The following is a 22,158-nucleotide window of genomic DNA, read 5'->3' as shown; positions in this document are numbered from 1 at the left end:
CATCCGAGGCTGTCGGTGATTGAACTGGATTGAGAAGAAGGGTGCTCAATGATCGACACGCACTGCCATCTGGACGCCTCGCGCTTCGACCCGGACCGCGACAGCGTTGTCGCGCGCGCCTGGGCCGCGGGCCTGCACGGCATCCTCATTCCGGCGGTGGGCCCGGACACGTGGGAGCCATTGCTCGCGCTGCCGCGCAAGGACGCGCGCATCCAGGTGGGGCTGGGCATCCATCCCCAGTTCCTGCCGGACCTGCCAGCGGAGGATGACGGCGCGCACCTGGAGCGGTTGGACGCGCTGCTGTCGCAAGGCGGCGCGGTGGCGGTGGGCGAGTGCGGCCTGGATGGCCCGTCCCTCCCCGGCGCCCCACTGGAGCGGCAGCTGGCGGTGCTGCGCGGACACCTGGCCCTGGCGCGCAAGCACGGGCTGCCGGTGCTGATGCACTGCCACCGGCTGCACCCGGCGATGATGGAGTTCCTGAAAGCGGAGCCGTGGCCGGAGGCCGGCATCCTGATGCACAGCTACAGCGGCGGCGCGGAGCTGGCGCGCTTCTACATCCAGAAGGGCTGCCACTTCTCCTTCGCGGGCCCGGTGACCTGGGCGGAGGCGCGCAAGCCGCTGGACGCCCTGCGCGTGATTCCGGCGGACCGGCTGGTGGCGGAGACGGACTCGCCGGACCAGGCGCCCACGCCCTTCCGGGGGCAGCGGTCCGAACCCGGCTACCTGCCCCACATCCTCGCGGGCATGGCGCACGTGCTGGGAGAGCCGGTGGAGGCGCTCGCCCAGCGGACGACCGAGACTGCCCGGCGCCTGTTGGGCGACAACGCCATGGAGCGGCTGGCCAACGCGCACGTGGTGGTGTTCGGCCTGGGCGGCGTGGGCAGCTTCACCGCGGAGGGCCTGGTGCGCAGCGGCGTGGGCCGCCTCACGCTGGTGGACCACGACGACGTGTGCGTCACCAACACCAACCGCCAGTTGCACGCGACGGTGAAGTCGGTGGGCAAGTCGAAGGCGGAGCTGATGGCCCAGCGCTGCCAGGACATCAACCCGCAGGCGAAGGTGGAGGCCCTGCGCGAGTTCTACCGCGAGGAGCTGGCGGAGACGCTGCTGCCCGCGGGCCGCTACGACTTCGTGGTGGACGCCATCGACAACGTGAAGGCGAAGCTGCACCTGCTGCACCGGTGCGTGACGCTGGGCCTGCCGGTGGTCAGCTCCATGGGCGCGGCGGGACGCCTGGACCCCACGGCCATCCGCGTGGAGGACCTGAGCGAGACGCACATGGACCCGTTCGCCAAGGACATCCGCAAGCTGCTCAAGCGCAAGTACGGCGTGGAGACGGAGCGCCACACGGGCATCACCGCCGTGTACTCCATCGAGACGCGCCGGCAGCCGGTGCCGCTCAACTACGACGACGCGACCGACGGCTTCCTGTGCGTCTGCCCGCAGGACAACGAGTTCCACACCTGCGACCACCGCACGCAGATTGACGGCAGCGTGGCGTTCGTCACCTCCGCCTTCGGCATGAACGCCGCGGGCGTGGTGGTGCGCCGGCTCGCGTCCACGCGGTAGCGCGTTTCAGGCGACCCGGGGCCGGGCCTGCGCCACCGCGGGCTCCCGGCCGCACGGACGGCGGAAGACGCAGCGGGCGCAGGCGTCCAGGTTCCCCGTCTGAGGGAAGGCTTCTGAGTCCTTCGGCGTGTTGGTGGCGACGTCCTTGAGCTGCGCGCGCATCCCGTCCACGCTCCGGGCGAAGTGCTGGCGGAAGGAGTCCATGGCGGACGGATCCACCGTCACGTCGTGCTCCAGGCCCTCGTTGAGGTACACGAGCGACGCGCGCACCTTTTCCAGCGGGTAGCGGTAGCGCTGCGCGATGTAGAGCGCGTAGCCCAGCACCTGCTCGTCGTAGCCCTCGCGCGAGCGGCCCGTCTTCCAGTCCACCACCACGACGGAGCCTTCGGCGTCCACGTAGGCGAAGTCCGGGATGGCGAAGGTCTTCACCCCGTCCATGACGAAGTGGGCGAAGTCGAAGCCCGCGTCCACCTCCAGCCACTGCGCGGGCTTGAGCCCCTTGGCCACCGTGGGCCAGCGCGACTGGAAGAACCACGCGAGCGCGGAGCGCACCGTTTCGAAGTTCTGCTTCCAGGACTCGTTGGGGATGTCCTCCCCGTACTCGTGCTCTGAAAGGCCGGTGAAGGGCTTGCGGTACTTCGTCGTCCAGTAGGCCTTGGAGCGCGAGTGCCGGAAGTCGTCCTGCATCAGCTTGTGCGTGCGCGCCTCCACCTTCGCGGGGTCCACGTCACGGCCGGCGCGCCAGTCCAGCAACACGTCCTTGAGGGCCTCGTGCACGATGCTGCCCGCCCAGGTGTAGCGGTTGTGCAGCTTCTTGAGGACGTAGAGCTCGCGCACGTCCTTGGCCGCCTCCGCCTCCCAGCCGCCCCAGGAGCGGTAGTAGTAGAGGTAGTAGGCCCGGAGACACTCGGAGAACTTCTCGTGGCGGCTCTTGGACCAGGAGAAGTCGTTGGTGATGGGAGGACGGGCCATGGACGCGGGCATCCTATAGACGATCGCCCGCCCCGCCAGAAGAGGGACGGGCGGCCGGACAACCGCCCCATGCCGTCGGTAAAACCGACGGGTGCACCCGACCGTACGGGTATGGTGCCGCGCCGCCCCCGCGAAGAATCACATGAGCCCACGCAAGCGCACCGACACCGGGGCACTCCCCGCCCCCGTCTCCCCTGAACGCCACGCCGCCCTCCACGGCCCGCTGCTCTCCTGGTACGACCGGAACAAGCGCGACCTGCCCTGGCGCCGCACGCGCGACCCGTACGCCATCTGGCTCAGCGAGGTCATGCTCCAGCAGACGCAGGTGTCCACGGTCATCCCGTACTGGGAGCGTTTCCTCGCGCGCTTTCCCACGGTGAAGGCCCTGGCCTCCGCGCCCCTGGACGACGTGCTCTCCGGGTGGAAGGGGCTGGGCTACTACTCGCGCGCGCGCAACCTGCACCGGGCCGCGCAGGAGGTGGTGGAGCGCTTCGGCGGGAAGCTCCCGTCCAAGGCGGAGGAGCTGCTCTCCCTGCCCGGCTTCGGCCGCTACACCTCCGGGGCCGTGGCCTCCATCGCCTTTGGCGAGGAGGCGCCCATCGTGGACGGCAACGTGGCCCGCGTGCTGTCGCGCCTCTTCGAGGTGGAAGGCCTGCCCGGAGACCGCGACCGCGAGGCCACGCTCTGGGCGCTGGCCTCCGCGCTGGTGAAGGGCGAGCGGCCCGGAGACTTCAACCAGGCGCTGATGGAGCACGGCGCCACGGTGTGCCGGCCGGAGTCGCCGCTGTGCCTGCTGTGCCCCGTGCGCGACGGGTGCATCGCGTTCAAGAAGGGCCGCGTGGACGAGCTGCCTCCGGCCAAGGTGCGCGCCGCGCCTCGCAAGCTGTTCCTGGCGCTGGCCGTGTGGCCGCACGCGGGCACGCTCCTCTTCGCGCGTCGCGCGGACAAGGGCCTCTTCGGCGGCCTGTGGGAGCTGCCCGCCGTGGAGGTGGAGGAGGACACGTCCGAAGCAGAGGCGACGGAGCGGCTGGCGACAGCACTGGGCGCGCCGCTCACGCTGGTGGGCACGTTGGACAGCGTGCGCCGGCAGCTCACCCACCGCGACCTCACGCTGCGGCTGTTGCGCGTGACGGGCGACAAGCGCCCCACGAAGTCCTCCGCGTTCCAGGAGCTGCGCTGGTGCACGCCGCGGGAGGCGGAGGCGCTGGGCATGAGCACCGCGATGCAGCGCGCGCTCGACGCGGCGTTGGGGCACGGAGTGATGGGCGGCGATGCGGCACCCGCCGAGCCCGCGAAGAAGAAGACGGCGGGCCGCACTGCCCGGAAGGCGGCCGGGCGCTGAAGCGCCTGGTGGGCTTCAGCTCCAGGACCGCACGTCCGGGCCTATTCCGCTGATGGATTTTCCGCGCGGAATGGCCCGTTGGTCCCTCAACACTTCGCGACCTGAGGTGTCGCTCCGGCAACCCCACACGACTTGGGTCTCTTCCGTGATGCAGGAGCGCGTCCGAAGCTTCAGGCCGCCTTTTCCAGGAGGAAGCCCCATGGCCCGTCAGAACGCGCAGAAGTCGCAACCGAACCCGGCCCCCAAGGCCGCGCCGGAGCGGACCGAGGACAAGAAGCCGGCGGCCACGGCGAGCGCGCCCACGAGCAAGACCGCCGCGCTCACGCAGGAGCAGATTGCCCGCCGTGCCTACGAAATCTTCCAGGCCCGGGGCGGCACGCACGGCAACCCCGAACACGACTGGCACCAGGCTGAACGCGAGCTGCGGCTCGGCCGGCAGTAGTCAGCCGCCAGGGCCGCCCGCGAGTCAGTGCGCGGGCGGCATCCCCTGGAGGGACGGGCGCTCGGACTCCAGCGCGCGCTTCAGCCGGCGCTGGGCCTGCTTCAGCTCTTCCAGGATGCGCTCGGCGTCCATCACCGAGCGCATCGCCAGCCCGCATGCGGGCGTCAGCAGCACCGTGGACAGCGCGCGCGCGAAGCCGATGTCGTTGGGCAGCGCCGCCTTCAACGACGCCTCCACCGAGTCCGACAGCTCCTCCACCGAATACGTGGACGCCAGGTCCGTGGGGATGACGCCCAGGCTCAGCGTGGCGCCGGAGTCCAGGAAGCGCTTCAGCGCGTCCGTCTCCTCCAGCATCGCGTCCAGAGACAGCCGCACGTCCAGCGACACCAGGTCCGCCTGCGCGTCCAGCAGCACGCCCCAGTCCGTGTTGCCGCAGCAGTGGATGCCCACGAGCGCGCCCTCGCGCTGCAACGCCACCACCAGCAGCCGCAGCTCCTGCTGCGCCAAGAGGTGCTGCGGGTTCATCCGTACGTAGGCGTAGAGGCCGGGCTCGTCCAGGTAGAACAGGGGCGTGGTGCCCGTGCGCTTGAGGGCGCGCACCATGGCCAGCGCGCGCACCATCACCAGCCGGTACAGCGCCGCGTCCAGGCCCGGCACCGCCAGCACCGGCTCACCCGTCGCGGTGCGCACCACGGAGCGCACAGTGAAGGGGCCGGACAGCTGCGCCTTCGCGAACGCCAGCTTGCGGTGCTCCACCTCCCAGAGGAACGGCTTCCAAGCGCGGCACGCGTCCGCCGTGGGCTCGAAGGACTCCAGGTTCCCGGAGGCGAGCGCCGCCTCCAGCCGCTTCTCGAAGGCCTCGCGCCCCGCGTTCCACCCGTCCACGTCCACCGTGCAGACGCCGTCCTCGTCGAAGCGCAGGCCCGGCAGGCCCTCCAGCGCGGCGGGGATCATCAGCTCGGAGGGATGGCCCACCGGTAGCTGCGGCAGGAACGGGATGTCCATGGCGAGCGCGGCCTGCAGACCCAATTCCACCTGGGTGTGCGGCAGGCTGCCGATGCCCGTCGTGGCACACGCGGGCAGGAGCTGGACGGCGCGACGGATGGTGGGCGAAGGCATGGGGGGCAATCTATCCCTTCCGCGTCGCCCGGGCCCGACCTTCGGGCCCGCGACGCATCAAGTCACCGAGAAGTACGTGGCGCCCGGGTGGTGGAAGACGATGGCGGACACGCTCGCCTCGGGCTCCATCATGCAGCCGTCGGTGAGCTGCACGCCGATCTCCTCCGGCTTGAGCGCGGCGAACAGCTTCGTCTGGTCCTCCAGGCGCGGGCACGCCGGGTAGCCGAACGAGTAGCGCTTGCCGGTGTACTCCGCGCGGAAGCGCTCCAGCATCGTCATGTCCGCGCGGTCCGGGAAGCCCCACATGCTGCGCAGCTGCGTGTGCAGGAGCTCCGCGTAACCCTCCGCGGTCTCCAGCGCCAGCGCCTGCACCGCGTGCATCTTGAGGAACTCGCCCTTGGCCTTGAAGCCTTCGGACAGCTCGCGAATGCCCGAGCCCGCGGTGGTGACGAACAGCGAGAGCGCGTCCACCGGCTTGCCGTTCTCCAGCGGCTTCACGTAGTCCGCCAGGCACAGGCCGTTGTCCTTGTCCTGCCGGGGGAAGTCGAAGGACGTCACCGGCTCGCCCGTCGTGCCGTCGAAGAGCAGCACGCGGTCGCCGTCGCTGGCCGCCTTGAAGAACTGGAACACCGAGCGCGCGTGCATAGCTCCGCCGCGCAAGAGCGTCTTCAGCTCCTCCACCGCCTCCTTCAGCGCCAGCGCCTTGCGGCCCTCTTCCGTCTTGGCCAGCTCCGCTTCCGCCGGCGTGCCCAGCGCGCGCGACGACGTGCGCAGGCCCAGGTGACGGCCGTAGAGCATCACCGGGTTGATGAACTTCCAGATGTGGTCCAACGGCGTGTTGGTGAGCACGTGCCGAGCGAAGTCCGGCGCGGGCGGCACCGAGTCCAGCACCGCCACCTCCGTGCTGCGCGAGCGGCGCACCGGGGCCGCGGGCGCGGGACGGTCCTTCGCCTCCTGCGCCAGCTTCAGCCGCCGCGCGGCCAGGTCATCCCGCAGCTTCGCGTGCGCGCCCGGCTCCACGATCTGCTTCGCCAGCTCCAGGCCGTTCATCGCGTCCTGCGCGTAGGCCACGGTGCCGCCGCCGTAGGCCGGGGCGATGTTGCGGTCCACGAAGTTGCGGCTGAGCGCGGCGCCGCCCACCAGGATGGGCGTCTCCACGCCTGCGCGCTTCAGGTCCTCCGCGGTGGCCACCATCTGGTGCGCGCTCTTCACCAGCAGGCCGGACAGGCCCAGGATGTCCGGCCGGTGTTCCTTCACCGCCAGCACCAGCTGCTCGGGCGGGACCTTGATGCCCAGGTTCACCACCTGGAAGCCGTTGTTGGCGAGGATGATCTCCACCAGGTTCTTGCCGATGTCGTGCACGTCCCCCTTCACCGTCGCGAGGACAATCTTCCCGCGCGACGCCGCCTGGGTCTGGCTCATGTGCGGCTCCAGGTGGCTCACCGCCGCCTTCATGGACTCCGCGCTCTGGAGCACCTCCGCGACGATGAGCTCGTTGGCGCCGAAGAGGCGGCCCACCTCGTCCATGCCCTTCATCAACGGCCCGTTGATGATCTCCAGCGGAGGCATCTCCTTCATCGCCAGGTCCAGGTCCGCCGTCAGCCCGTCGCGCGTGCCTTCGATGATGTAGCGCTGGAGCCGCTCGAACAGCGGCAGGGTGCTCACCTGGGCGCGCGCGGGCTTGCGCTCGCGGAAGTGCGCCGCGAAGGGCGTCACCGGGTCCGCGGTCCGGTTGTAGAGGAGGTCCTCGGAGAGCTTCCGCTCCTCCGCCGGCAGCGACGGGTAGCGCTCCAGCTTCTCCGAGTTGACGAGCGCCATGTCCAGGCCCGCCTGCACGCAGTGGTACAGGAACACGGAGTTCAACACCTCGCGGCCCGCGGTGGGCAGACCGAAGGACACGTTGCTGATGCCCAGCACCGTGCGGCACTGCGGGAAGCGCTGTTTGATGAGGCGCACGCCCTCAATCGTCTCCACGCCGCTGCCGGTGTACTGCGCGTCACCGGAGGCGCAGGGGAACACCAGCGGGTCGAAGTACAGGTCCTCCGGGCGCATGCCGTACTTCTGGGTGAGCAGTTCGAAGCTGCGCTCGGCCACGGCGAGCTTGCGGTCGCGCGTGACGGCCATGCCCACCTCGTCGATGCAGCCCACCACCAGCGCCGCGCCGAAGGCCTTCGCCAGGGGGACGACCTTCTCGAAGCGCTCCTCGCCGTCCTCCAGGTTGACGGAGTTGATGATGGCCTTGCCCTGGCAGTACGTGAGCGCCATGGCGATGACCTTCTCGTCCGTCGAGTCGATCATCAGCGGCACGCGCACCTTCTTGACCACCACCTCCAGGAAGTGGCGCATGTCCTCCAGCTCATCCCGGTCCGGGTTCGCCAGGCAGATGTCGATGACCTGCGCCGCTCGCCGCACCTGGGCGCGAGCAATCTCCGACGCGTCGTCGAACGCACCCGCGACGATGAGTTCCTTGAACTTCTTGCTGCCGATGACGTTGGTGCGCTCGCCCACGATGATGGGGCGCTGCTCGTCCGTCACCTCCAGGTAGTCCACGCCGGACAGCGACGAGCGCGGCTTGGGCACTTCCGTGCGCGGCTTCAGGCCCTTCACCGCGGCGGCGAGCGCCTCGATGTGGCCCGCGTGCGTGCCGCAACAGCCGCCCACCACGTTGATCCAACCGCTGTCACAGAAGCGCCGGAGCGACCGTGCAATCATCTCCGGCGATTCCAGATACTGGCCGTTCTCGTCCGGCAGGCCCGCGTTGGGCACGCACGACACCGGGAACGGGCTCATGGAGGACAGCGAGCGGATGTGGTCCGTCATGAAGTCCGGACCCGTGGCGCAGTTGAGCCCCAGGTACAGCAGCTCCGTGTGCTCCAACGACGTGGCCAGGCTCTCCACGGACTGGCCCGCGAGCATCGTGCCCATCGGCTCGATGGTGCCGGACACCGCCACCGGCACCGCCCAGCCCAGCTTCTTGAACGCCCGGTCGATTCCCAGCAACGCCGCCTTCACGTTGCGCGTGTCCTGCGCCGTCTCCACCAGGAGGTAGTCGGAGCCACCCACCGCGAGCCCTTCGGCCTGCACGGCGAAGTTGTCCACCAGCTCCTCGAAGGTGATGCCGCCCGTGACGCTGATGGCCTTGGTGGTGGGGCCGATGGAGCCCGCCACCCAGCGCATCCGCCCGTCCTTCGCCTCCGCGGCCTTGGCGGCGTTGAGCGCCAGGCGGGACGCGGCGATGTTGATCTCCATCGCCTTGTGGCCCAGCTCGAACTCCGCCAGCACCACCGGGGTGCCGCCGAAGCTGTCCGTCTCCGTCACGTCCGCGCCCGCGGCGAAGTACTTCGCGTGAATGCCTTCGATGACGTCCGGGCGGGTGAGGACCAGGTGCTCGTTGCAGCCCTCGTACTCCGCGCCGCCGAAGTCCGCCGCCACCAGCGTGTGCCCCTGCAGGAGCGTGCCCATGGCGCCGTCCAGCACGAGGATGCGCTCGCGCATCGCGGCCTTGAGCGCTTCCACGCGCTGGCCGTGCTCCCCGGGAGGAAGCGGCAGGGGATGGGCGATGTGGCTCGTCATGACGGTTTGACTCCGGTCAGCAGGAAGACGCGGAAGGGACTGGCCCCGTCGCGCGCGTGCGTCTCGCGGGTGAACGACGTGAAGCCGGCCTCGCGAAGGGCCGCTTCCAGGACTTCGGGCGAAAAGCCCAGGTGCCGGTGACCCAACCGCTCCAGCACCCACTTCTCTTCGTGCGGCATCAGCTCCAGCACCACCAGCCGGCCGCCCGGCTTGAGCAGCCGCGCGGCCTCCGCCACCACCGCCGCGGGCGACTCCACGTGGTGCAGGCTCTGCGAAATCACCACCAGGTCCATGCGCCCACCGGCCAGGGACAGCCGGTGCAGGTCCTCGCGCAGGAACGTGATGTTCTTCAGTTCGTCACGGAGGGCCAGAGTTCGAGCCTGGGACAGCGCGTCCTCACTCTGGTCGATGGCCCACACGTGCCGCGCCCACCGCGCCATGGCCCGGCTGAACACGCCCGTGCCACAGCCGAAGTCCGCCACGTCCAGCGGCGGCAACAGCGACGCCAGCGCCCCCGCCCAGAGGAACCACGACTGGCCGGGCTCCAACAGCCGCTCGTTGAGCGCCTGCCGGTCCTCCCGCGCGCGCAGCAGGTCGTTGAGCCGCGCGGAATCTCCCGCCGCGTCCTCCGCCTCGCGCGCCAGCCGGACGAGCGGCCAGCGCGAGTCATCCGACTCCAGCGCCAGCGAGTAGTAGGTGAAGCCCGCCTGCCGCTCCTCGCGGATGAGCCCCAGCCCCTTCAGCTTCGACAGGTGGTGCGACACCGAGGACTGGGCCACCCCCACCAGCGACACGAGCTCCGTCACGTTCAGCGGCGCCTGCGCCACCAACCGCAGGATGCGCAGCCGCGTCGTGTCCCCCAGGACACGGAAGGATTGAGAGAGGACGTCCATATCGAGCCATCAACATATATCGATTCAGGCCCCCAACCACAATGGCCCCGCCAACGCATTGCGTTGCCTTGAGGCACACCCATCCCGTAAAAATCCGGAATGGCTCCCTCTTCCACGCTGCACTCCCTGCTCGAAGGCAAGCGGTTCGGGCTGGTCCTCTCCGCGGGCTACTTCGGCTTCTATGGCCACGCGGGCTTCCTGAAGGGGCTGCACGCCTCCGGACTGAAGCCGCACGCCTACGCGGGCACGTCCTCGGGCGGGATGGTGGCGGCGTACGCGGCGGCGGGCATGCCCATGGCGGCGCTGGAGGAGCTGGTGCTGCGCCAGACGCGGGCCAACTTCTGGGACCCGGACCCCATTGGCGCGGTGATGAACGTGGCGTCCCGGGGACACGGCTTCACGGGACTGCTCAAGGGCGAGCGCTTCCGGCGCCTGCTGGAGGACACGCTGCCGGTGTCCACCTTCGAGGACCTGCCGCACCCGCTGCTGCTCACCGCGGCCAACCTCACCCACGGCTCGCACCAGGTGTTCACCACCGGGGAGCTGGCCCCGCGCGTCCACGCCACCTGCGCGTACCCGGGCCTCTTCCGCGCGGTGCCGCTGGACGGCCAGCTGTTCTGGGACGGCGGGCTCGTGGACAAGGCGCCGGCGCTGTCGCTGCAGGAGAGCAGCATCGGCAAGGACCTGGACGCCATCCTCGTGCACTTCCTGCCCAGCCGGACGGGCAAGGTGGTGGGCGGGCCAATGGCCTATCCGCAGGGCCTGGCCGCCGGCTCCGCCGCGCTCCGGCGAGACCACTTCCGCCTCCAGCTCACCGTCCTCCAGACGCGCAACGTGCCCGTCTATGTCGTCGTCTCCAACCTGCCGCCGGTGACCCCCGCCACGCTGGAGCGCGGCTTCGACGCCCTGGATCAGGCCCGGCTGTCCGCGGAGCGCGCCCTGGCCCGGCCCCCAGTTCCGTTCGAGGGAACCACCTGAACACCTCCGCACGCACGCCCGGTTCAATGAGGGCCGAATAAACCACCAGGATAGAAATAACTGAATAGCCTGATTTGAATGACAGACCGGCGTGGCATGGTGGGGATGCTGTCCATCCCGGAGGAAGTCCATGCTGAAGTCGACGCTGTCCCTGCGCCCCCTGCGTGGCGCGGTCATGGCTGTGTCCCTGCTGGCGTTGGCCCCCGCTGCTGGCGCCGCCCCCTCGCTGGCGCCGCGCGCGCTCATGGCGAAGCCCACGGGGCGGGAGCTGCCCGCGGGCACGTTCGTGGAGCGGCTGGTGGTGAAGTTCCACGAGGGCAGCCACGTGCGCCTGCGCGACAACGCGCTGCGCGCCCTGTCCTCCGAGCGCAGCGCGGGCGAGCGTGAGCTGCTGTCCGGCCTGCGCCTGGACTCCGCGCGCGTGGACGCGGACCTGGCGGAGGTGGTGGCGCTGCTGGAGCGCGCGCCGCGCATCGGTGTGCTGGAGCGGGTGTTCCAGGCGGAAGAGGCCGCGCTGGACGCGAGCAAGCTGTCCGGTGAGAAGTCGAGCGGCGAGCAGCTGGCGGACCTGAACCTGTACTTCGAAGTACCGCTGCTGCCCGGCACCACCGCGGACACCGTGGCGGACCTGGTGGCGGCGCTCAACCGCGTGGGCAGCGTGGAGACGGCCTACGCCGCGCCGCCCCCGGAGCCGGCGATGGTGAACTTCGCCATGGAGGCGGGGCTGCGCTCGCTGCTGTCCGCGGCGGACCTGCCGCCCACCACGCCGCTGTACCAGGCCAACCAGGGCTATCTCAACGCGGCGCCCTCCGGCATCAACGCGACCTACGCGTGGACGCAGACGGGCGGCCGGGGCACCAACGTGAAGATCGTGGACATCGAGGGTGGCTGGCGCACCTCGCACGAGGACTTCCCCGCGTTCTTCCGCATTGGCGGCACGCAGTACAACGACCTGGGCTGGCGCAACCACGGCACCGCGGTGCTGGGTGAAATCGTCGGCGCGAACAACGGCTACGGTGTGACGGGCATCGCCAGCGCGGCGTCGCCGGGCGTGGAGGCCATTGGCGCGCAGAGCAGCGCGAGCGCCATCACCAACGCGGCGGCGGCGGTGGGCAGGGGCGGCGTCATCCTGATTGAACTGCACGCGGGCGGCCCCGCGGACGGAACGGCCTGCACGTGCAACACGTCCCAGTGCAACTACATCGCGATGGAGTACTGGCAGGACAACTACGACGCCATCCGCACCGCCACCGCCAACGGCGTCGTCGTGGTGGAGGCGGCGGGCAACGGCAGCGCGAACCTGGACGCGGCGGCGTACGGCGGCCGGTTCAACCCGGCCACGCGTGACTCGGGCGCCATCCTGGTGGGCGCCAGCACCGCCACCACGCGCGTGCCCATGTGCTGGACCAACTTCGGCCAGCGCGTGAACGTGCACGCCTGGGGTGAGCAGGTCGTCACCACCGGCTACGGCGACCGCTTCGGCAGCGCCTACGGCGAGGACCAGTACTACACGTCCACCTTCAGCGGCACCTCCAGCGCGTCGCCCATCGTCGTGGGCGCCGCGGTCAGCGCGCAGGGCGTGGCGAAGGCCAACGGCCGGCTGCTGACGTCCGCGCAGATGCGCGGCCTGTTCGTCAACAACGGCACGGCGCAGGCCAACGACACCCGGAAGATTGGCCCGCTGCCGGACCTGCAGAAGGCCCTGCCCAAGGTCATCTCCGGCAACTTCTAGAGCTGACAAAGGCCGCCGACCTCCACGTGCGGCCACGCGGCCCTCCGTGCCCTTCGGGGTGCGGGGGGCCGTTGTCTTCTCCAGCCGTCAGCGCCCGCTGTAGCGGCGGTGGTCCACCATCAGGCAGCGATCCTGCACCACGCGGATGCCAGCGGCGGCCAGCTTCTTCGCCGCGGCGTCGTTGCGGATGCCGGACTGGAACCACACCGCCTTGGGCTTCTTCGCGATGATGTCGTCCACGTGCTGGTCGATGTCGCCGGGCCTGCGGAACACGTCCACCAGGTCGATGTCGCCCGGGATGTCCACCAGCCTCCGGTACACCGGCTTGCCCAGAATCACCTTCGCGTCCGGGTAGTAGACGGGCACCGGCACCACGTCCACGCCCGCCTTCGCCAGGTACTCCGGCACGTAGTACGCGGGCTGGGCGGAGTGGTCCTCCGTCTTGATGCCCAGCACCGCCACGCGCATGGATTCCTGCACCACGCGCTTCACACCCGCGTCATCCTCGATGAGGTACTCGTCGTGGCTCATGGCCCTTCCTCCTGGAGCTGTTCCGCCTGGGACTCGGTGGTGAGCGTCAGCGTGCCGCCCGCCCCCACCGCCTTCACCTTCAGCAGGCGGCGCACCGGGATGAACCGGGCCCACGTCACCACCTGCTCGCCTTCACACGTCACGCCCTTCGAAAGCTCGGGCGAACCGGCCTCCGCCCACGCGGCCTTCAGCTCCGCCGGGGCGTTGGGAGGCAGCGCGTCCAGGCACTTCAGCGTCAGCACCACCGCGTCGCCGAACGTCGTGAGCCGGGTGCCCTCCACCGTGCGCTCCAGCAGGAAGGCGCGCTCCTCGCCATTCACGTCCACGGAGTCCACCGCCCAGGTGCGCTGCCCCTCCACCAGGTTGCGTTGGAGCAGCCCCGCGTACTTCGCCTCCCACTCGCGGCGCGTGCGGATCTCCAGCGCCTCCGGGTTGAAGAAGCGCTCCACCTCCGGCACGCCGGTGCCTTCGGGCGCCACCTGCCGCAGCGCCTCCTGCGCGGCCTCCGGGCCCACCAGCTTCACGAAGGTGCCGTCCGCCGCCAGCTGCATGCGCAGCGTGAAGCGCTCCAGCACGGCGCCGGACACGGACGGCACGTCGTGCCCGTCATGCACCTGTCGCGGGGTGCGCATGGATTGGGCCACGCGCCAGCCGCCGTCGGAGGGGGTGAAGCGCGTCTCGGTGGTGAAGGCCGCCTCGTCGCGCACTTCCCGCTGGCCCTCGCGCTGGAGGGTGCGGGTGGCGCGCACGGATTCGGTGAGGAGGCGATCCACGGGCGGCTTGAAGTCCAGACGCACCGGCGGCGGCAGCCCCGGCGCGGGGTTGAGCGGCGGATACCGGGACGTGCACCCGGCAGCCAGCGACAGCAGCAGACAGCTCCACAAGAGGCCCGTACGCATGCGCTCGCGAACGCTGGCAGAAAGCCAGGGCGCCCGCGAGCGTCTTGCAACGTCCTTGTGTGGAGTGTCAGCGCGTGGGCGACACTAGGGGTGGCGCGTCTCGCCCTCGGAGGCCCCCTCGATGCGGTCGCGCCCGATGTTGCGCCGGTCGCGGTCCACGCCATCGTCATCCTTGAGGCCGTTCATCGCGAAGCGGCGCTCGGCCTCCGCCAGGTCGCGCAGCACGTGGTCGCGCAACATGTACTCCTCCTGCGGCAGGGACTTGAGGATGTTGATGATGTCGACCGGGGCCTCGCTGTCCGCGGCAGCCTCGACGAGTTCCTCGCGCGTCGCCGGGTACTCCACCCCATCCAGATGCGGGGTGATGGAGCGCGCGGGATCCTCAGCCTTTCCGTAAGCCATCGTGCCTTCCACCTTTCTTGCGCCCGGAGCGTCCAGTGCCCGGACGGCCATTCATGCCTCAACGTGGGGATGACGCCCGCCCAGGGCCACCCTGCCGCCCGGCACCTCCTACGACGCCAGGCAAGCGGGGGACCGGCCGTCTTGCTCGCGTCCGCTTCGGAGTAGAGTCCCCCCGCGCCAACGCCCGACGGAGTGTCCTCCCTGATGTCCGCAGCCTCCCTGCTCGCCGCCTGGCTCACGCTCGCCAGCCCCCCCGCCGAACCGACGTCCCCTGCCCCCGCCACGGTCGCCACCACGGCTCCGCGCGACGTCTACGCGCTGGACGACGCCGCCTTCGTGGCCCAGGCCCGCCGAGACCTGGAGACGCTGCGCCAGGGAACCGAGGGGCTCCGCCGGCTCAAGGAGGAGGCCTTCCGCTCCAAGGCGCTGTACCAGCGCGGCAAGGACGTGCCCTACACCCCGGACGAGAAGCAGCTCCTGGTGTCCACCTGGGCCGCCTTCTTCGACTGCTTCATCTCCACGGAGGTGGTGCGCCAGCGCTACTGGGACTTCCTCAAGGTGCCCGCCTTCACCCAGCCGAAGAAGCACGCCTGGGGCTTCCTCCTCACCCACGCCGCGCTCGCGTCGGAGCTGGCGCAGGGGATGGCCTTCGCGGACCTCACCGGAGGCCAGGCGCAGCTGGAGGTGCTGCTGAATGAGCCCGGCCCCGAGTACGGCCTGCCCCCGCGCGCCTTCAGCCGCTTCAAGGAGAAGGTCGTCCACGTGGGCACCAGCACGCAGCTCTTCACGGGCGACGGCTACCGCGCCACGCTGCACCCGGTGCTGGCGAAGGCCGGCGTGCTGAACGAGCCCGGCGTCCCCGCGCTCTTCCAGACCATGCGGCAGGACAGCAAGGCGGCCCGCTCGCGCCTCTTGAAGCGCGGCCCGGTGCTCTTCGCCAAGGCCGCCGCGGACCTCACCCAGGACACCACCGCCCGCGCGGTGTTCCCGGTGCAGAAGACCGTGGCCGAGTGGATGGGCGACACGCGCGTGCACCGCTCCGGCAAGCCGCTCATCTCCCGGGAGCAGGTGCTGTCGCTGCTGCCGCGCATGGCCCCGGGCGACGTGATGGTCGCGCGGCAGAACTGGTTCCTGTCCAACATCGGGCTGCCGGGCTTCTGGCCGCACGCGGAGCTGTACGTGGGCACGCCGCAGGAGCTCTCCCAGACCTTCGACGCGGATCCAGAGGTGAAGACCTGGGTGGCCACCCTGCCCGGCCGCCCGGAGACGTTCACCGCCCACCTGGCGAAGGCATTCCCCGCGAAGTGGGCCGAGTACACCGGCAAGGACGCGCACGGAGACCCGTTGCGCATCATCGAGTCCATCAGCGAGGGCGTGAGCTTCACCGGCGTGGAGCACGGCATGCACGTGGACTACCTGGGCGTGCTGCGGCCCCGGCTGTCCCAGGTGGACAAGGCCCGCGCCATCCTGCGCGCCTTCACCTTCCAGGGCCGGCCGTACGACTTCAACTTCGACTTCTTCTCCGACCAGTCGCTGGTGTGCACGGAGCTGGTGTGGAAGTCCTACGCCCCGTCGAAGGACATGAAGGGCCTGGACATCCCCCTGGTGAGCGTGGCGGGTCGCAGGACGCTGCCGGCGAACGAAATCGTGCGCGTGTTCGACGCCGAGTACGGCCAGCCCAACCGGCAGTTCGACTTCGTCGCCTTCCTGGACGGGCGAGAGGGCCCGGGGGACGCCGTCGAAGCGAACGCCGAGTCCTTCCGTTACACCTACCGGCGGATGAAGTGGGACATCGCCCAAGAGTGAGGCTAGAGGCACACACACCATGACGGAAGAGACGGCGAACGAGTTGCTGGCCCTGGCCTCCCCCCTCTACGAGCGGATGATTGCCCAGCAACAGGCGAAGGTGCTCAAGCTGGCGCGCGAGGCGGTGCCCAACATCGGGCCGGAGGAGCTGCGCAACCCGCACGACTTCCCGGAGCTGAAGGAGCACCCGACCTTCGAGTTCGAGGACGGCATCCTGGCGGGACTGATTTCAGCCCAAATGGCCCTGCGTGCGGAAATCAAGGGCCGGCTGCCCGCGGCACCACCGGGCGCCTGATGCTCGGCTGCCTGCTTTTGCCGTGAGGAGCATCCGTGGGTTACTGGTGCGCACCGTGAGCTTTTCCTCTGGTTTCGGCCCTCCGCTGGCGCGTGAGCGGTTGGTGTCTTCCCTGGCCGCGGAACCCCCGCGGCTGGACCTGGCGGCCCTCGCCATCGCGACGTTGGGCCATGAGGACCTGGATGCTCCGGCGTGTCTCAGGACGCTGGATGCGCTCGCCGCGCGGGTGCAGGTGGAGACGGAGCGCCTGCGCGAGAAGGGCGAGGCCCTGGCCCCCCTGCGCGCCCTGCGCCACGTGCTCGCGGACATCGAAGGCTTCCGGGGCAACGAGGACGACTACCACTCCCCGGACAACAGCTTCCTGGACCGTGTCCTGGAGCGGAAGGTGGGGCTGCCGATAACCCTGTCCGTGCTCTACCTGGAGGTGGCGCGTCGCGCGGGCATCTCGCTGTACGGCGTCCCCTTCCCCGGCCACTTCCTGGTGGCGTGCGACGCGGGCGACCACAAGCTGGTGATGGACCCCTTCCACCACGGCGACATCCTCACGGAGCACGGCTGCGAGGAGCTGCTCAAGCGCGTGGCGCCGCAGCTCAAGTTCGACCGGGCGATGCTCGCGCCCGCGCCGGTGGAGCTCATCGCGTACCGCATGCTGTCCAACCTGCGCCGCGTGTACCTGGGGCGTGACGACAGCCAGCAGGGGCTGGCGGTGGTGGACCTGCTGCTGCTGTTGGCTCCGGACCACCCGGGCGAACTGCGCACCCGAGCGTCGCTGCTCACCACGCTGGGCGCCTTCCGCGCGGCGCTCAAGGACGTGGAGCGCTGCCTGGAGCTGTCCCCGGACGCGCCGGACCGCGAGCGCCTGGAGCTGTCCGCCCGGGAGCTGCGCGAGCGCGCCGAGTTGCTCAACTGAGAGAGGAAATCCGTCGCATGTCGTCCACGCCCGAGTCGCCCAAGTCCCAAGTGAAGCCCTGGCCGCGTCTGCGCCGGGGGCTGGAGCACGACTTCACGGTGGTGAAGGTGCGCGAGGACGTGGTGATGGATCCGCGCACGAACCGGGAGCACCCCCGCGTGCACATGGAGTGCGCGGACTGGGTGACCGTCGTCGCGGTGACGAAGCAGGATGAGCTGGTGATGGTGCGCCAGTTCCGCTGCGGCATCGAAGCGGCGACGCTGGAGGCGCCCGGCGGCGTCATCGACCCGGGCGAGGACCCGGCCACGGCCGCCGCGCGCGAGCTGGAAGAGGAGACGGGCTACCGCGCTGGCAGACTGGAGCCGCTGGGCGTCGTGCACCCCAACCCGGCCTTCCAGACCAACCGCTGCCACACGTACCTGGCGCTGGACTGCGAGCGCGTGAGCGATGGGGACCTGGATGACGGCGAGGACATCGCCGTGGAGCTGTACCCGCGCGCGGACCTGCCCCGGCTCATCCTGGAAGGCCACATCACGCACTCGCTGGCGGTGGTGGCCTTCTTCCTGGAGCGGCTGCGCGCGGAAGCGAAGCGCTAGCCCGGCTCGCGCTCCCAGGTGCCGGAGCGTCCGCCGGACTTGTGGTCCAGCTGCACCGCTTCGATGACCATGCCGCGGTCCACGCTCTTGCACATGTCATAGACGGTGAGCGCCGCCGCGCACGCGGCCGTGAGCGCCTCCATCTCCACGCCCGTGCGGTCCACCGTCTTCACCCGCACGCGGACCTCCAGCCCTTCGTCCACGGGCGTGAGCGTCACGTCCACGCCCGCGAGCGCGATGGGATGGCACAGGGGCACGAAGTCCGGGGTGCGCTTGGCGGCCATGATGCCGGCGAGCCTCGCCGCCGCGAGCACGTCCCCCTTCTCCACCTGCCCCGCGAGGATGCGCTCACGCGTCGCGGGCAGCATGCGCAGGCGCGCGGTGGCCACCGCCACGCGGTCCGTCTTCGGCTTGTCGCCGACGTCCACCATCTTCACCGGCCGGCCCCCTTCGCCACCGCGGCGAGCAGGTCGTCCGCCACGTCGTCCGGGTCTTCCAACCCCACGGACACGCGGATGAGGCTGTCGCGGATGCCCGCCTGGGCGCGTTCCTCGGGAGTCATCCGGCGCGCGCTGGCGCTGGCCGCGTGCATCACCAGCGTGCCCACGTCGCCCAGCGAAGGACCGGGCTTCGCCACGCGAAGCGCCTCCAGGAACCGGTCCCCTTCCTTCTGTCCCGCGCCCTTGATTTCGAACGCCACCATGGGCCCGAAGCCACCCTCCAGCACCCGCGCCGCCACCGCGTGGTCCGGATGGGACGCCAGGCCCGGGTAGATGACCCGCTCCAGCAGCGGCGAGTCCGAAAGCCGCTTCGCCACGTGGGCGGCGTGCTCGTTGTGGGCCTTCATGCGGACGGGCAGCGTGCGCAGGCCGCGCAGCGTGAGCCACGCCTCGAAGGGGCCCAACACGTCACCGGAAAGGATGCGCGCCGACCGCAGCGGGTCGATGCGAGCCTTGGAACCACTCACCGTGCCGCCCAGCGCATCGCTGTGGCCGTTGAGCCACTTGCTGGTGGACTGCACCGCGTAGTCCGCGCCCAGCTCCAGCGAGCGCTGGCCGAAGGGCGACGGGAACGTCGCGTCCACCGCGAACACCGCGCCCGCGTCCTTGCAGGCCTGCGCGAGCGCGCGGATGTCCGGCACGCGCAGGAGCGGGTTGGAGATGCTCTCCGCCAGCACCAGGCGCGGGCGCCACTCGCGGATGCGCGCGGGCGCTTCCGGAGACGTCTGGTCGAGCGGGCGCAGCTCCACGCCCCAGCGGGCGCACAGGTTCTTGTAGAGCGCCCGCGTGACGCCGTAGCCGTCCGTGGGCATCACCAGCACGTCGCCGGCCTTCCACGGCTGCGCGTCGAACAGCGAGCGCAGCGCGGCCATGCCACTGGCGTAGGCGACGCAGTCCTCCGCGCCTTCCAATGCCGCCACCGCCTCCTCCAGCAGCGCCGCGTTGGGCGCGCTGATGCGGGCGTAGGCGTAGTCCTTTCCGTCCAGCGCGTCGGACAGGTCGTCGCTGCTGTCGAACCAGTTCACCGCCGCCGGGAAGATGGGCGGCATGACGGGCACGGCCTTGCTCCCGGTGAGCCGGGAGCCCGCGTGCACCGCCACCGTTTTCTGTTTCGTGCTCATGCGCGTGTCGTCTCGCTCAGGACGGAAAGGAGGAGGGCTACTCGCCGTGCTCGATGAGCCAGCGCTCCGCGTCGATGGCTGCCATGCAGCCCGTGCCCGCCGCGGTGATGGCCTGGCGGTAGTAGCTGTCCTGCACGTCGCCGCAGGCGAAGACGCCCTCGATGTTGGTGCGCGTGCTGCCCGGAATCGTCTTCAGGTAGCCGCCCTGGTGCGTCTCCAGGATGCCCTGGAACAGCTCCGTGTTCGGCGTGTGCCCGATAGCGACGAACAGACCGTGCGCGTTGACGAGCTTGCTGTCGCCCGTCTTGAGGTTGCGCACGACGGCGCCCGTCATCCCCTTGCCGTCGCCCACCACCTCTTCCACGGCGGAGTCCCACATGAAGGAGATCTTCGGATTGTTGAGCGCGCGCTCCTGCATCACCTTGGACGCGCGCAGCGAGTCGCGGCGGTGGATGAGCGTGACGTGGTTGACGATCTTCGCCAGGTATGTGGCCTCTTCCATGGCCGTGTCGCCGCCGCCCACCACCAGCACGTCCTGCTTCTTGAAGAAGGCGCCGTCACAGGTGGCGCACGCGGACACGCCGCGGTTCTTGTAGGTGTCCTCGCCCTTGACGTTCAGCCACTTGGCCGTGGCGCCCGTGGAGATGATGACCGTCTCCGAGCGCACCTGGATGCCGCTCTCGCTCTCCAGCAGGAAGGGCCGCTTGGAGAAGTCCACCTTGGTGACGTTCTCCATGTGGATGACGGTGCCAAAGCGCTCCGCCTGCTTCTGGAAGCGCTCCATCAGCTCCGGACCGGTGATGGCCTCCGGGAAGCCGGGGTAGTTCTCCACGTCGGTGGTGACCATCAGCTGGCCGCCCGGGACGCGCTGCGGGTGCTCCAGGGTGGGGCCGCCGGCGAACACCACGGGCTCCAGGTTGGCGCGCGCCGCGTAGATGGCGGCGGTGTAGCCCGCCGGTCCCGAGCCGATGATGGTGACCTTCTGGATCTTGTCCTGCGACACGGCGCCTCCTGCGCTCATACGTTGACGGGCCCGGACGGTAACAGACGCCGCCTTCCTGGCCATGATACGAACCTGGACCCCATGGATGCCGCTGTCCTCAAGAAGGTTGCGCTCTTCGAGGGATTGACCCAGGGCCAGCTCGCCAAGGTCGCCCGGATTGCCCAGTCCCGGACCCACACGGCCGGAGACTTCCTATTCCGCGAAGGTGACACCGGCCAGGACATGTTCATCCTCGCCGACGGCAAGGTGCGCATTTCCAAATCCGTGCCGGGCATCGGGGAAGAGGCGCTGGCCATCCTCGAACCCGGTCAGTATTTCGGGGAGATGGCGGTCATCGAGGATTCGCCCCGCTCCGCGGACGCCATTGCCCACACCTCCTGCACGGTGTGGGTCATCGAGCGCGCGAAGCTGGACCAGCTGATGTTCACGGACAAGGACCTGGCCTACGTCCTTCTCTGGACGCTCGTCCGCACGCTGAGCGAGCGGCTCCGCGAGACGAACGACAAGATCAAGGGCTTCTTCGCCATCTCCCGCTTCTAGCCAGCGGCCCCAGCGCTTCTCGGCTCCTCGCACGCCAGGAGTGCGAGTGGAGCATCGCTGTCCGTCCCGCCACCGGGCCTCTTCACGCGCCGCTGGACGGGCCCTGCCCTGGCGTCCCGGAGTGGCCCCTGAAGGGCACAGGCCTTGCTCAAGCCCGCCGTCGCGTGGACGGAGGCGGGATGGAACAGGGTGGAGAGGCGTGGGTGGAGTCGGGCGAAGGGGAAGCCACGGGTGGCAGGTCGGTGAGGGCGCGAGGCGCGGGCCTGGGGGATGCGCGCGAGCGACTCTTCCGGCTGGGCGCGGAGGCCCTCACCGACCTGGAGTTGTTGGGACTCCTGTGGGCGGAGGGGCTGGGGGACGCGGCGGACGGCGTGGCGAGGGACGGGCTCAAGGCGCTGGTGCAGGAGGATCCGCGCGTCTTGTGCTCACGGCGGGGCGTGGGGCCGGCCCGCACGTCCCGGCTGCTGGCGGCGCTGGAATTGGGACGGCGCGCTCAGCGCTCTCCGGAGAAACGGCCCCGGCTGCGAAATCCGAAGGAGGTGCACGCGTACCTGGCGCCCACGCTGGGCGCGCTCCGGCGCGAGGTGTTCCACGTGCTGTGCTTCAACCCGCGCAACGTGCTGGTGCACGACGCCCGGGTGGCGGAAGGGACGCTGAGCGCGTGCCCGGTGGACCCGCGGGAGGTGTTCGCGGCGGTGCTCTCCTCGCGGTCCACGGCCATCGTGTTCGCGCACAACCACCCTTCCGGAGACCCGGAGCCCAGCGTCCAGGACGTGGGGCTCACGGAGCACCTGGCGCGGGCGGCCGGCATCTTGGGAGTGAAGCTGTTGGACCACGTCGTCGTGGGGGACGGCGCGTTCGTGTCCATGCTGGAGCGGGGCATCCTGCCGGACAGCGAGCGGGAGGGGCGGCGCAAGTGCGTCACGGGCGGGGGC

21 protein-coding genes are annotated in these 22,158 nt (G+C 70.2%); 11 read left to right on the top strand and 10 right to left on the bottom strand.

All coding sequences use genetic code 11. From position 1 onward, the window contains the following. The first annotated feature begins 48 nt into the window (after nt 1–48). Nucleotides 49–1,569, top strand: coding sequence for a TatD family hydrolase (locus D7V77_RS45700; RefSeq protein ID WP_120577022.1), 1,521 nt, complete (start codon nt 49–51; stop codon nt 1,567–1,569). Between the two features lie 6 nt (nt 1,570–1,575). Here D7V77_RS45700 and D7V77_RS15265 read toward each other — a convergent pair whose 3' ends face one another. Beyond that, nucleotides 1,576–2,553 (bottom strand): PD-(D/E)XK nuclease family protein, encoded by a 978-nt coding sequence (locus tag D7V77_RS15265; protein WP_120577021.1) that lies wholly within the window; start codon nt 2,551–2,553, stop codon nt 1,576–1,578. A 130-nt stretch (nt 2,554–2,683) separates the two neighbouring features. Between D7V77_RS15265 and mutY the strand changes: the two genes are divergently transcribed. Further along, nucleotides 2,684–3,883 (top strand): A/G-specific adenine glycosylase, encoded by a 1,200-nt coding sequence (mutY, locus tag D7V77_RS15260; RefSeq protein WP_120577020.1) that lies wholly within the window; start codon nt 2,684–2,686, stop codon nt 3,881–3,883. A 199-nt stretch (nt 3,884–4,082) separates the two neighbouring features. Then, complete coding sequence (locus D7V77_RS15255; protein ID WP_120577019.1) at nt 4,083–4,325, top strand: DUF2934 domain-containing protein; 243 nt, start codon at nt 4,083–4,085, stop codon at nt 4,323–4,325. A 24-nt stretch (nt 4,326–4,349) separates the two neighbouring features. Here the strand turns inward: D7V77_RS15255 and D7V77_RS15250 are convergent, their stop codons facing one another. Genes D7V77_RS15250 through D7V77_RS15240 form a run of 3 tightly spaced genes read right to left on the bottom strand, consistent with a single transcriptional unit; the run spans nt 4,350 to nt 9,910 of the window. Then, nucleotides 4,350–5,444, bottom strand: a complete 1,095-nt coding sequence (locus tag D7V77_RS15250) for a hypothetical protein (RefSeq protein ID WP_120577018.1) — start codon at nt 5,442–5,444, stop codon at nt 4,350–4,352. A 57-nt stretch (nt 5,445–5,501) separates the two neighbouring features. Next, nucleotides 5,502–9,017: a methionine synthase gene (gene metH, locus D7V77_RS15245; protein ID WP_120577017.1), complete on the bottom strand. Its 3,516-nt coding sequence runs from the start codon at nt 9,015–9,017 to the stop codon at nt 5,502–5,504. After that, on the bottom strand, nt 9,014–9,910 hold the full coding sequence (locus tag D7V77_RS15240) for a metalloregulator ArsR/SmtB family transcription factor (RefSeq protein WP_120577016.1): 897 nt from the start codon (nt 9,908–9,910) through the stop codon (nt 9,014–9,016). Before D7V77_RS15240 ends, metH begins: the two co-directional genes overlap by 4 nt. 99 nt (nt 9,911–10,009) lie before the next feature. Here D7V77_RS15240 and D7V77_RS15235 point away from each other — a divergent pair, with 99 nt between their 5' ends. Further along, nucleotides 10,010–10,888 (top strand): patatin-like phospholipase family protein, encoded by an 879-nt coding sequence (locus D7V77_RS15235; RefSeq protein WP_120577015.1) that lies wholly within the window; start codon nt 10,010–10,012, stop codon nt 10,886–10,888. Between the two features lie 130 nt (nt 10,889–11,018). Continuing rightward, the gene (locus D7V77_RS15230) at nt 11,019–12,620 is read left to right on the top strand and encodes a S8 family peptidase (RefSeq protein ID WP_120577014.1); all 1,602 of its coding nucleotides are present in this window, start codon (nt 11,019–11,021) and stop codon (nt 12,618–12,620) included. Nucleotides 12,621–12,707: 87 nt separating this feature from the next. Here the strand turns inward: D7V77_RS15230 and D7V77_RS15225 are convergent, their stop codons facing one another. From D7V77_RS15225 to D7V77_RS15215, 3 genes are all read right to left on the bottom strand, one after another. Beyond that, nucleotides 12,708–13,151: a CoA-binding protein gene (locus tag D7V77_RS15225; RefSeq protein ID WP_120577013.1), complete on the bottom strand. Its 444-nt coding sequence runs from the start codon at nt 13,149–13,151 to the stop codon at nt 12,708–12,710. After that, a complete protein-coding gene (locus D7V77_RS15220; protein ID WP_120577012.1) occupies nt 13,148–14,050 on the bottom strand; it encodes a hypothetical protein in 903 nt (300 codons plus the stop codon). Before D7V77_RS15220 ends, D7V77_RS15225 begins: the two co-directional genes overlap by 4 nt. Nucleotides 14,051–14,134: 84 nt before the next feature. Next, on the bottom strand, nt 14,135–14,452 hold the full coding sequence (locus D7V77_RS15215; RefSeq protein ID WP_120577011.1) for a DUF2795 domain-containing protein: 318 nt from the start codon (nt 14,450–14,452) through the stop codon (nt 14,135–14,137). Between the two features lie 204 nt (nt 14,453–14,656). On the opposite strand from D7V77_RS15215, the gene D7V77_RS15210 reads away from it, so the two are divergent. From D7V77_RS15210 to D7V77_RS15195, 4 genes are all read left to right on the top strand, one after another. Beyond that, nucleotides 14,657–16,258, top strand: a complete 1,602-nt coding sequence (locus D7V77_RS15210) for a YiiX/YebB-like N1pC/P60 family cysteine hydrolase (protein ID WP_120577010.1) — start codon at nt 14,657–14,659, stop codon at nt 16,256–16,258. Between the two features lie 19 nt (nt 16,259–16,277). Continuing rightward, nucleotides 16,278–16,553 (top strand): hypothetical protein, encoded by a 276-nt coding sequence (locus tag D7V77_RS15205; RefSeq protein WP_120577009.1) that lies wholly within the window; start codon nt 16,278–16,280, stop codon nt 16,551–16,553. Between the two features lie 85 nt (nt 16,554–16,638). Then, on the top strand, nt 16,639–17,463 hold the full coding sequence (locus tag D7V77_RS15200) for a SirB1 family protein (protein ID WP_120577035.1): 825 nt from the start codon (nt 16,639–16,641) through the stop codon (nt 17,461–17,463). Nucleotides 17,464–17,480: 17 nt separating this feature from the next. Then, nucleotides 17,481–18,059 (top strand): NUDIX hydrolase, encoded by a 579-nt coding sequence (locus tag D7V77_RS15195; RefSeq protein WP_120577008.1) that lies wholly within the window; start codon nt 17,481–17,483, stop codon nt 18,057–18,059. Here the strand turns inward: D7V77_RS15195 and moaC are convergent. From moaC to trxB, 3 genes are read right to left on the bottom strand one after another with little or no spacing between them, the layout of a single operon-like run. Further along, complete coding sequence (moaC, locus tag D7V77_RS15190) at nt 18,056–18,496, bottom strand: cyclic pyranopterin monophosphate synthase MoaC (RefSeq protein WP_120577007.1); 441 nt, start codon at nt 18,494–18,496, stop codon at nt 18,056–18,058. The genes D7V77_RS15195 and moaC overlap by 4 nt on opposite strands. Next, on the bottom strand, nt 18,493–19,680 hold the full coding sequence (locus D7V77_RS15185) for a PLP-dependent aspartate aminotransferase family protein (protein WP_120577006.1): 1,188 nt from the start codon (nt 19,678–19,680) through the stop codon (nt 18,493–18,495). The genes moaC and D7V77_RS15185 overlap by 4 nt, the downstream gene beginning before the upstream one ends. Before the next feature lie 37 nt (nt 19,681–19,717). Further along, nucleotides 19,718–20,683 carry a thioredoxin-disulfide reductase gene (trxB, locus tag D7V77_RS15180; protein ID WP_120577034.1) on the bottom strand — a complete coding sequence of 322 codons (966 nt, stop codon included), beginning with the start codon at nt 20,681–20,683 and terminating at the stop codon, nt 19,718–19,720. 81 nt (nt 20,684–20,764) lie between these two features. Here trxB and D7V77_RS15175 point away from each other — a divergent pair, with 81 nt between their 5' ends. Continuing rightward, nucleotides 20,765–21,223 carry a cyclic nucleotide-binding domain-containing protein gene (locus D7V77_RS15175; protein ID WP_120577005.1) on the top strand — a complete coding sequence of 153 codons (459 nt, stop codon included), beginning with the start codon at nt 20,765–20,767 and terminating at the stop codon, nt 21,221–21,223. A 179-nt stretch (nt 21,224–21,402) separates the two neighbouring features. Continuing rightward, nucleotides 21,403–22,158, top strand: a 756-nt coding sequence (gene radC / locus D7V77_RS15170; protein WP_120577004.1) for a DNA repair protein RadC, incomplete at its 3' end; no start/stop codon positions are given.

The organism is Corallococcus sp. CA041A, from assembly GCF_003612075.1.
In the GTDB taxonomy this organism is placed as follows: Bacteria; Myxococcota; Myxococcia; order Myxococcales; family Myxococcaceae; genus Corallococcus; species Corallococcus exiguus.
Note: the sequence above shows the minus strand (reverse complement) of the source record. Positions and strands in the feature narration are given on the sequence as shown.

Bases quoted from the DNA above. Each gene is read 5' to 3' on its own strand.
- D7V77_RS15210 (WP_120577010.1), top strand. From the start codon at position 14,657: ATGTCCGCAGCCTCCCTGCTCGCCGCCTGGCTCACGCTCGCCAGCCCC.
- D7V77_RS15215 (WP_120577011.1), bottom strand. From the start codon at position 14,452: ATGGCTTACGGAAAGGCTGAGGATCCCGCGCGCTCCATCACCCCGCAT.
- D7V77_RS15225 (WP_120577013.1), bottom strand. From the start codon at position 13,151: ATGAGCCACGACGAGTACCTCATCGAGGATGACGCGGGTGTGAAGCGC.
- D7V77_RS15265 (WP_120577021.1), bottom strand. From the start codon at position 2,553: ATGCCCGCGTCCATGGCCCGTCCTCCCATCACCAACGACTTCTCCTGG.
- D7V77_RS15220 (WP_120577012.1), bottom strand. From the start codon at position 14,050: ATGCGTACGGGCCTCTTGTGGAGCTGTCTGCTGCTGTCGCTGGCTGCC.
- D7V77_RS15255 (WP_120577019.1), top strand. From the start codon at position 4,083: ATGGCCCGTCAGAACGCGCAGAAGTCGCAACCGAACCCGGCCCCCAAG.
- D7V77_RS45700 (WP_120577022.1), top strand. From the start codon at position 49: ATGATCGACACGCACTGCCATCTGGACGCCTCGCGCTTCGACCCGGAC.
- D7V77_RS15250 (WP_120577018.1), bottom strand. From the start codon at position 5,444: ATGCCTTCGCCCACCATCCGTCGCGCCGTCCAGCTCCTGCCCGCGTGT.
- D7V77_RS15195 (WP_120577008.1), top strand. From the start codon at position 17,481: ATGTCGTCCACGCCCGAGTCGCCCAAGTCCCAAGTGAAGCCCTGGCCG.
- D7V77_RS15205 (WP_120577009.1), top strand. From the start codon at position 16,278: ATGACGGAAGAGACGGCGAACGAGTTGCTGGCCCTGGCCTCCCCCCTC.
- mutY (WP_120577020.1), top strand. From the start codon at position 2,684: ATGAGCCCACGCAAGCGCACCGACACCGGGGCACTCCCCGCCCCCGTC.
- D7V77_RS15230 (WP_120577014.1), top strand. From the start codon at position 11,019: ATGCTGAAGTCGACGCTGTCCCTGCGCCCCCTGCGTGGCGCGGTCATG.
- metH (WP_120577017.1), bottom strand. From the start codon at position 9,017: ATGACGAGCCACATCGCCCATCCCCTGCCGCTTCCTCCCGGGGAGCAC.
- D7V77_RS15185 (WP_120577006.1), bottom strand. From the start codon at position 19,680: ATGAGCACGAAACAGAAAACGGTGGCGGTGCACGCGGGCTCCCGGCTC.
- D7V77_RS15240 (WP_120577016.1), bottom strand. From the start codon at position 9,910: ATGGACGTCCTCTCTCAATCCTTCCGTGTCCTGGGGGACACGACGCGG.
- D7V77_RS15175 (WP_120577005.1), top strand. From the start codon at position 20,765: ATGGATGCCGCTGTCCTCAAGAAGGTTGCGCTCTTCGAGGGATTGACC.
- D7V77_RS15235 (WP_120577015.1), top strand. From the start codon at position 10,010: ATGGCTCCCTCTTCCACGCTGCACTCCCTGCTCGAAGGCAAGCGGTTC.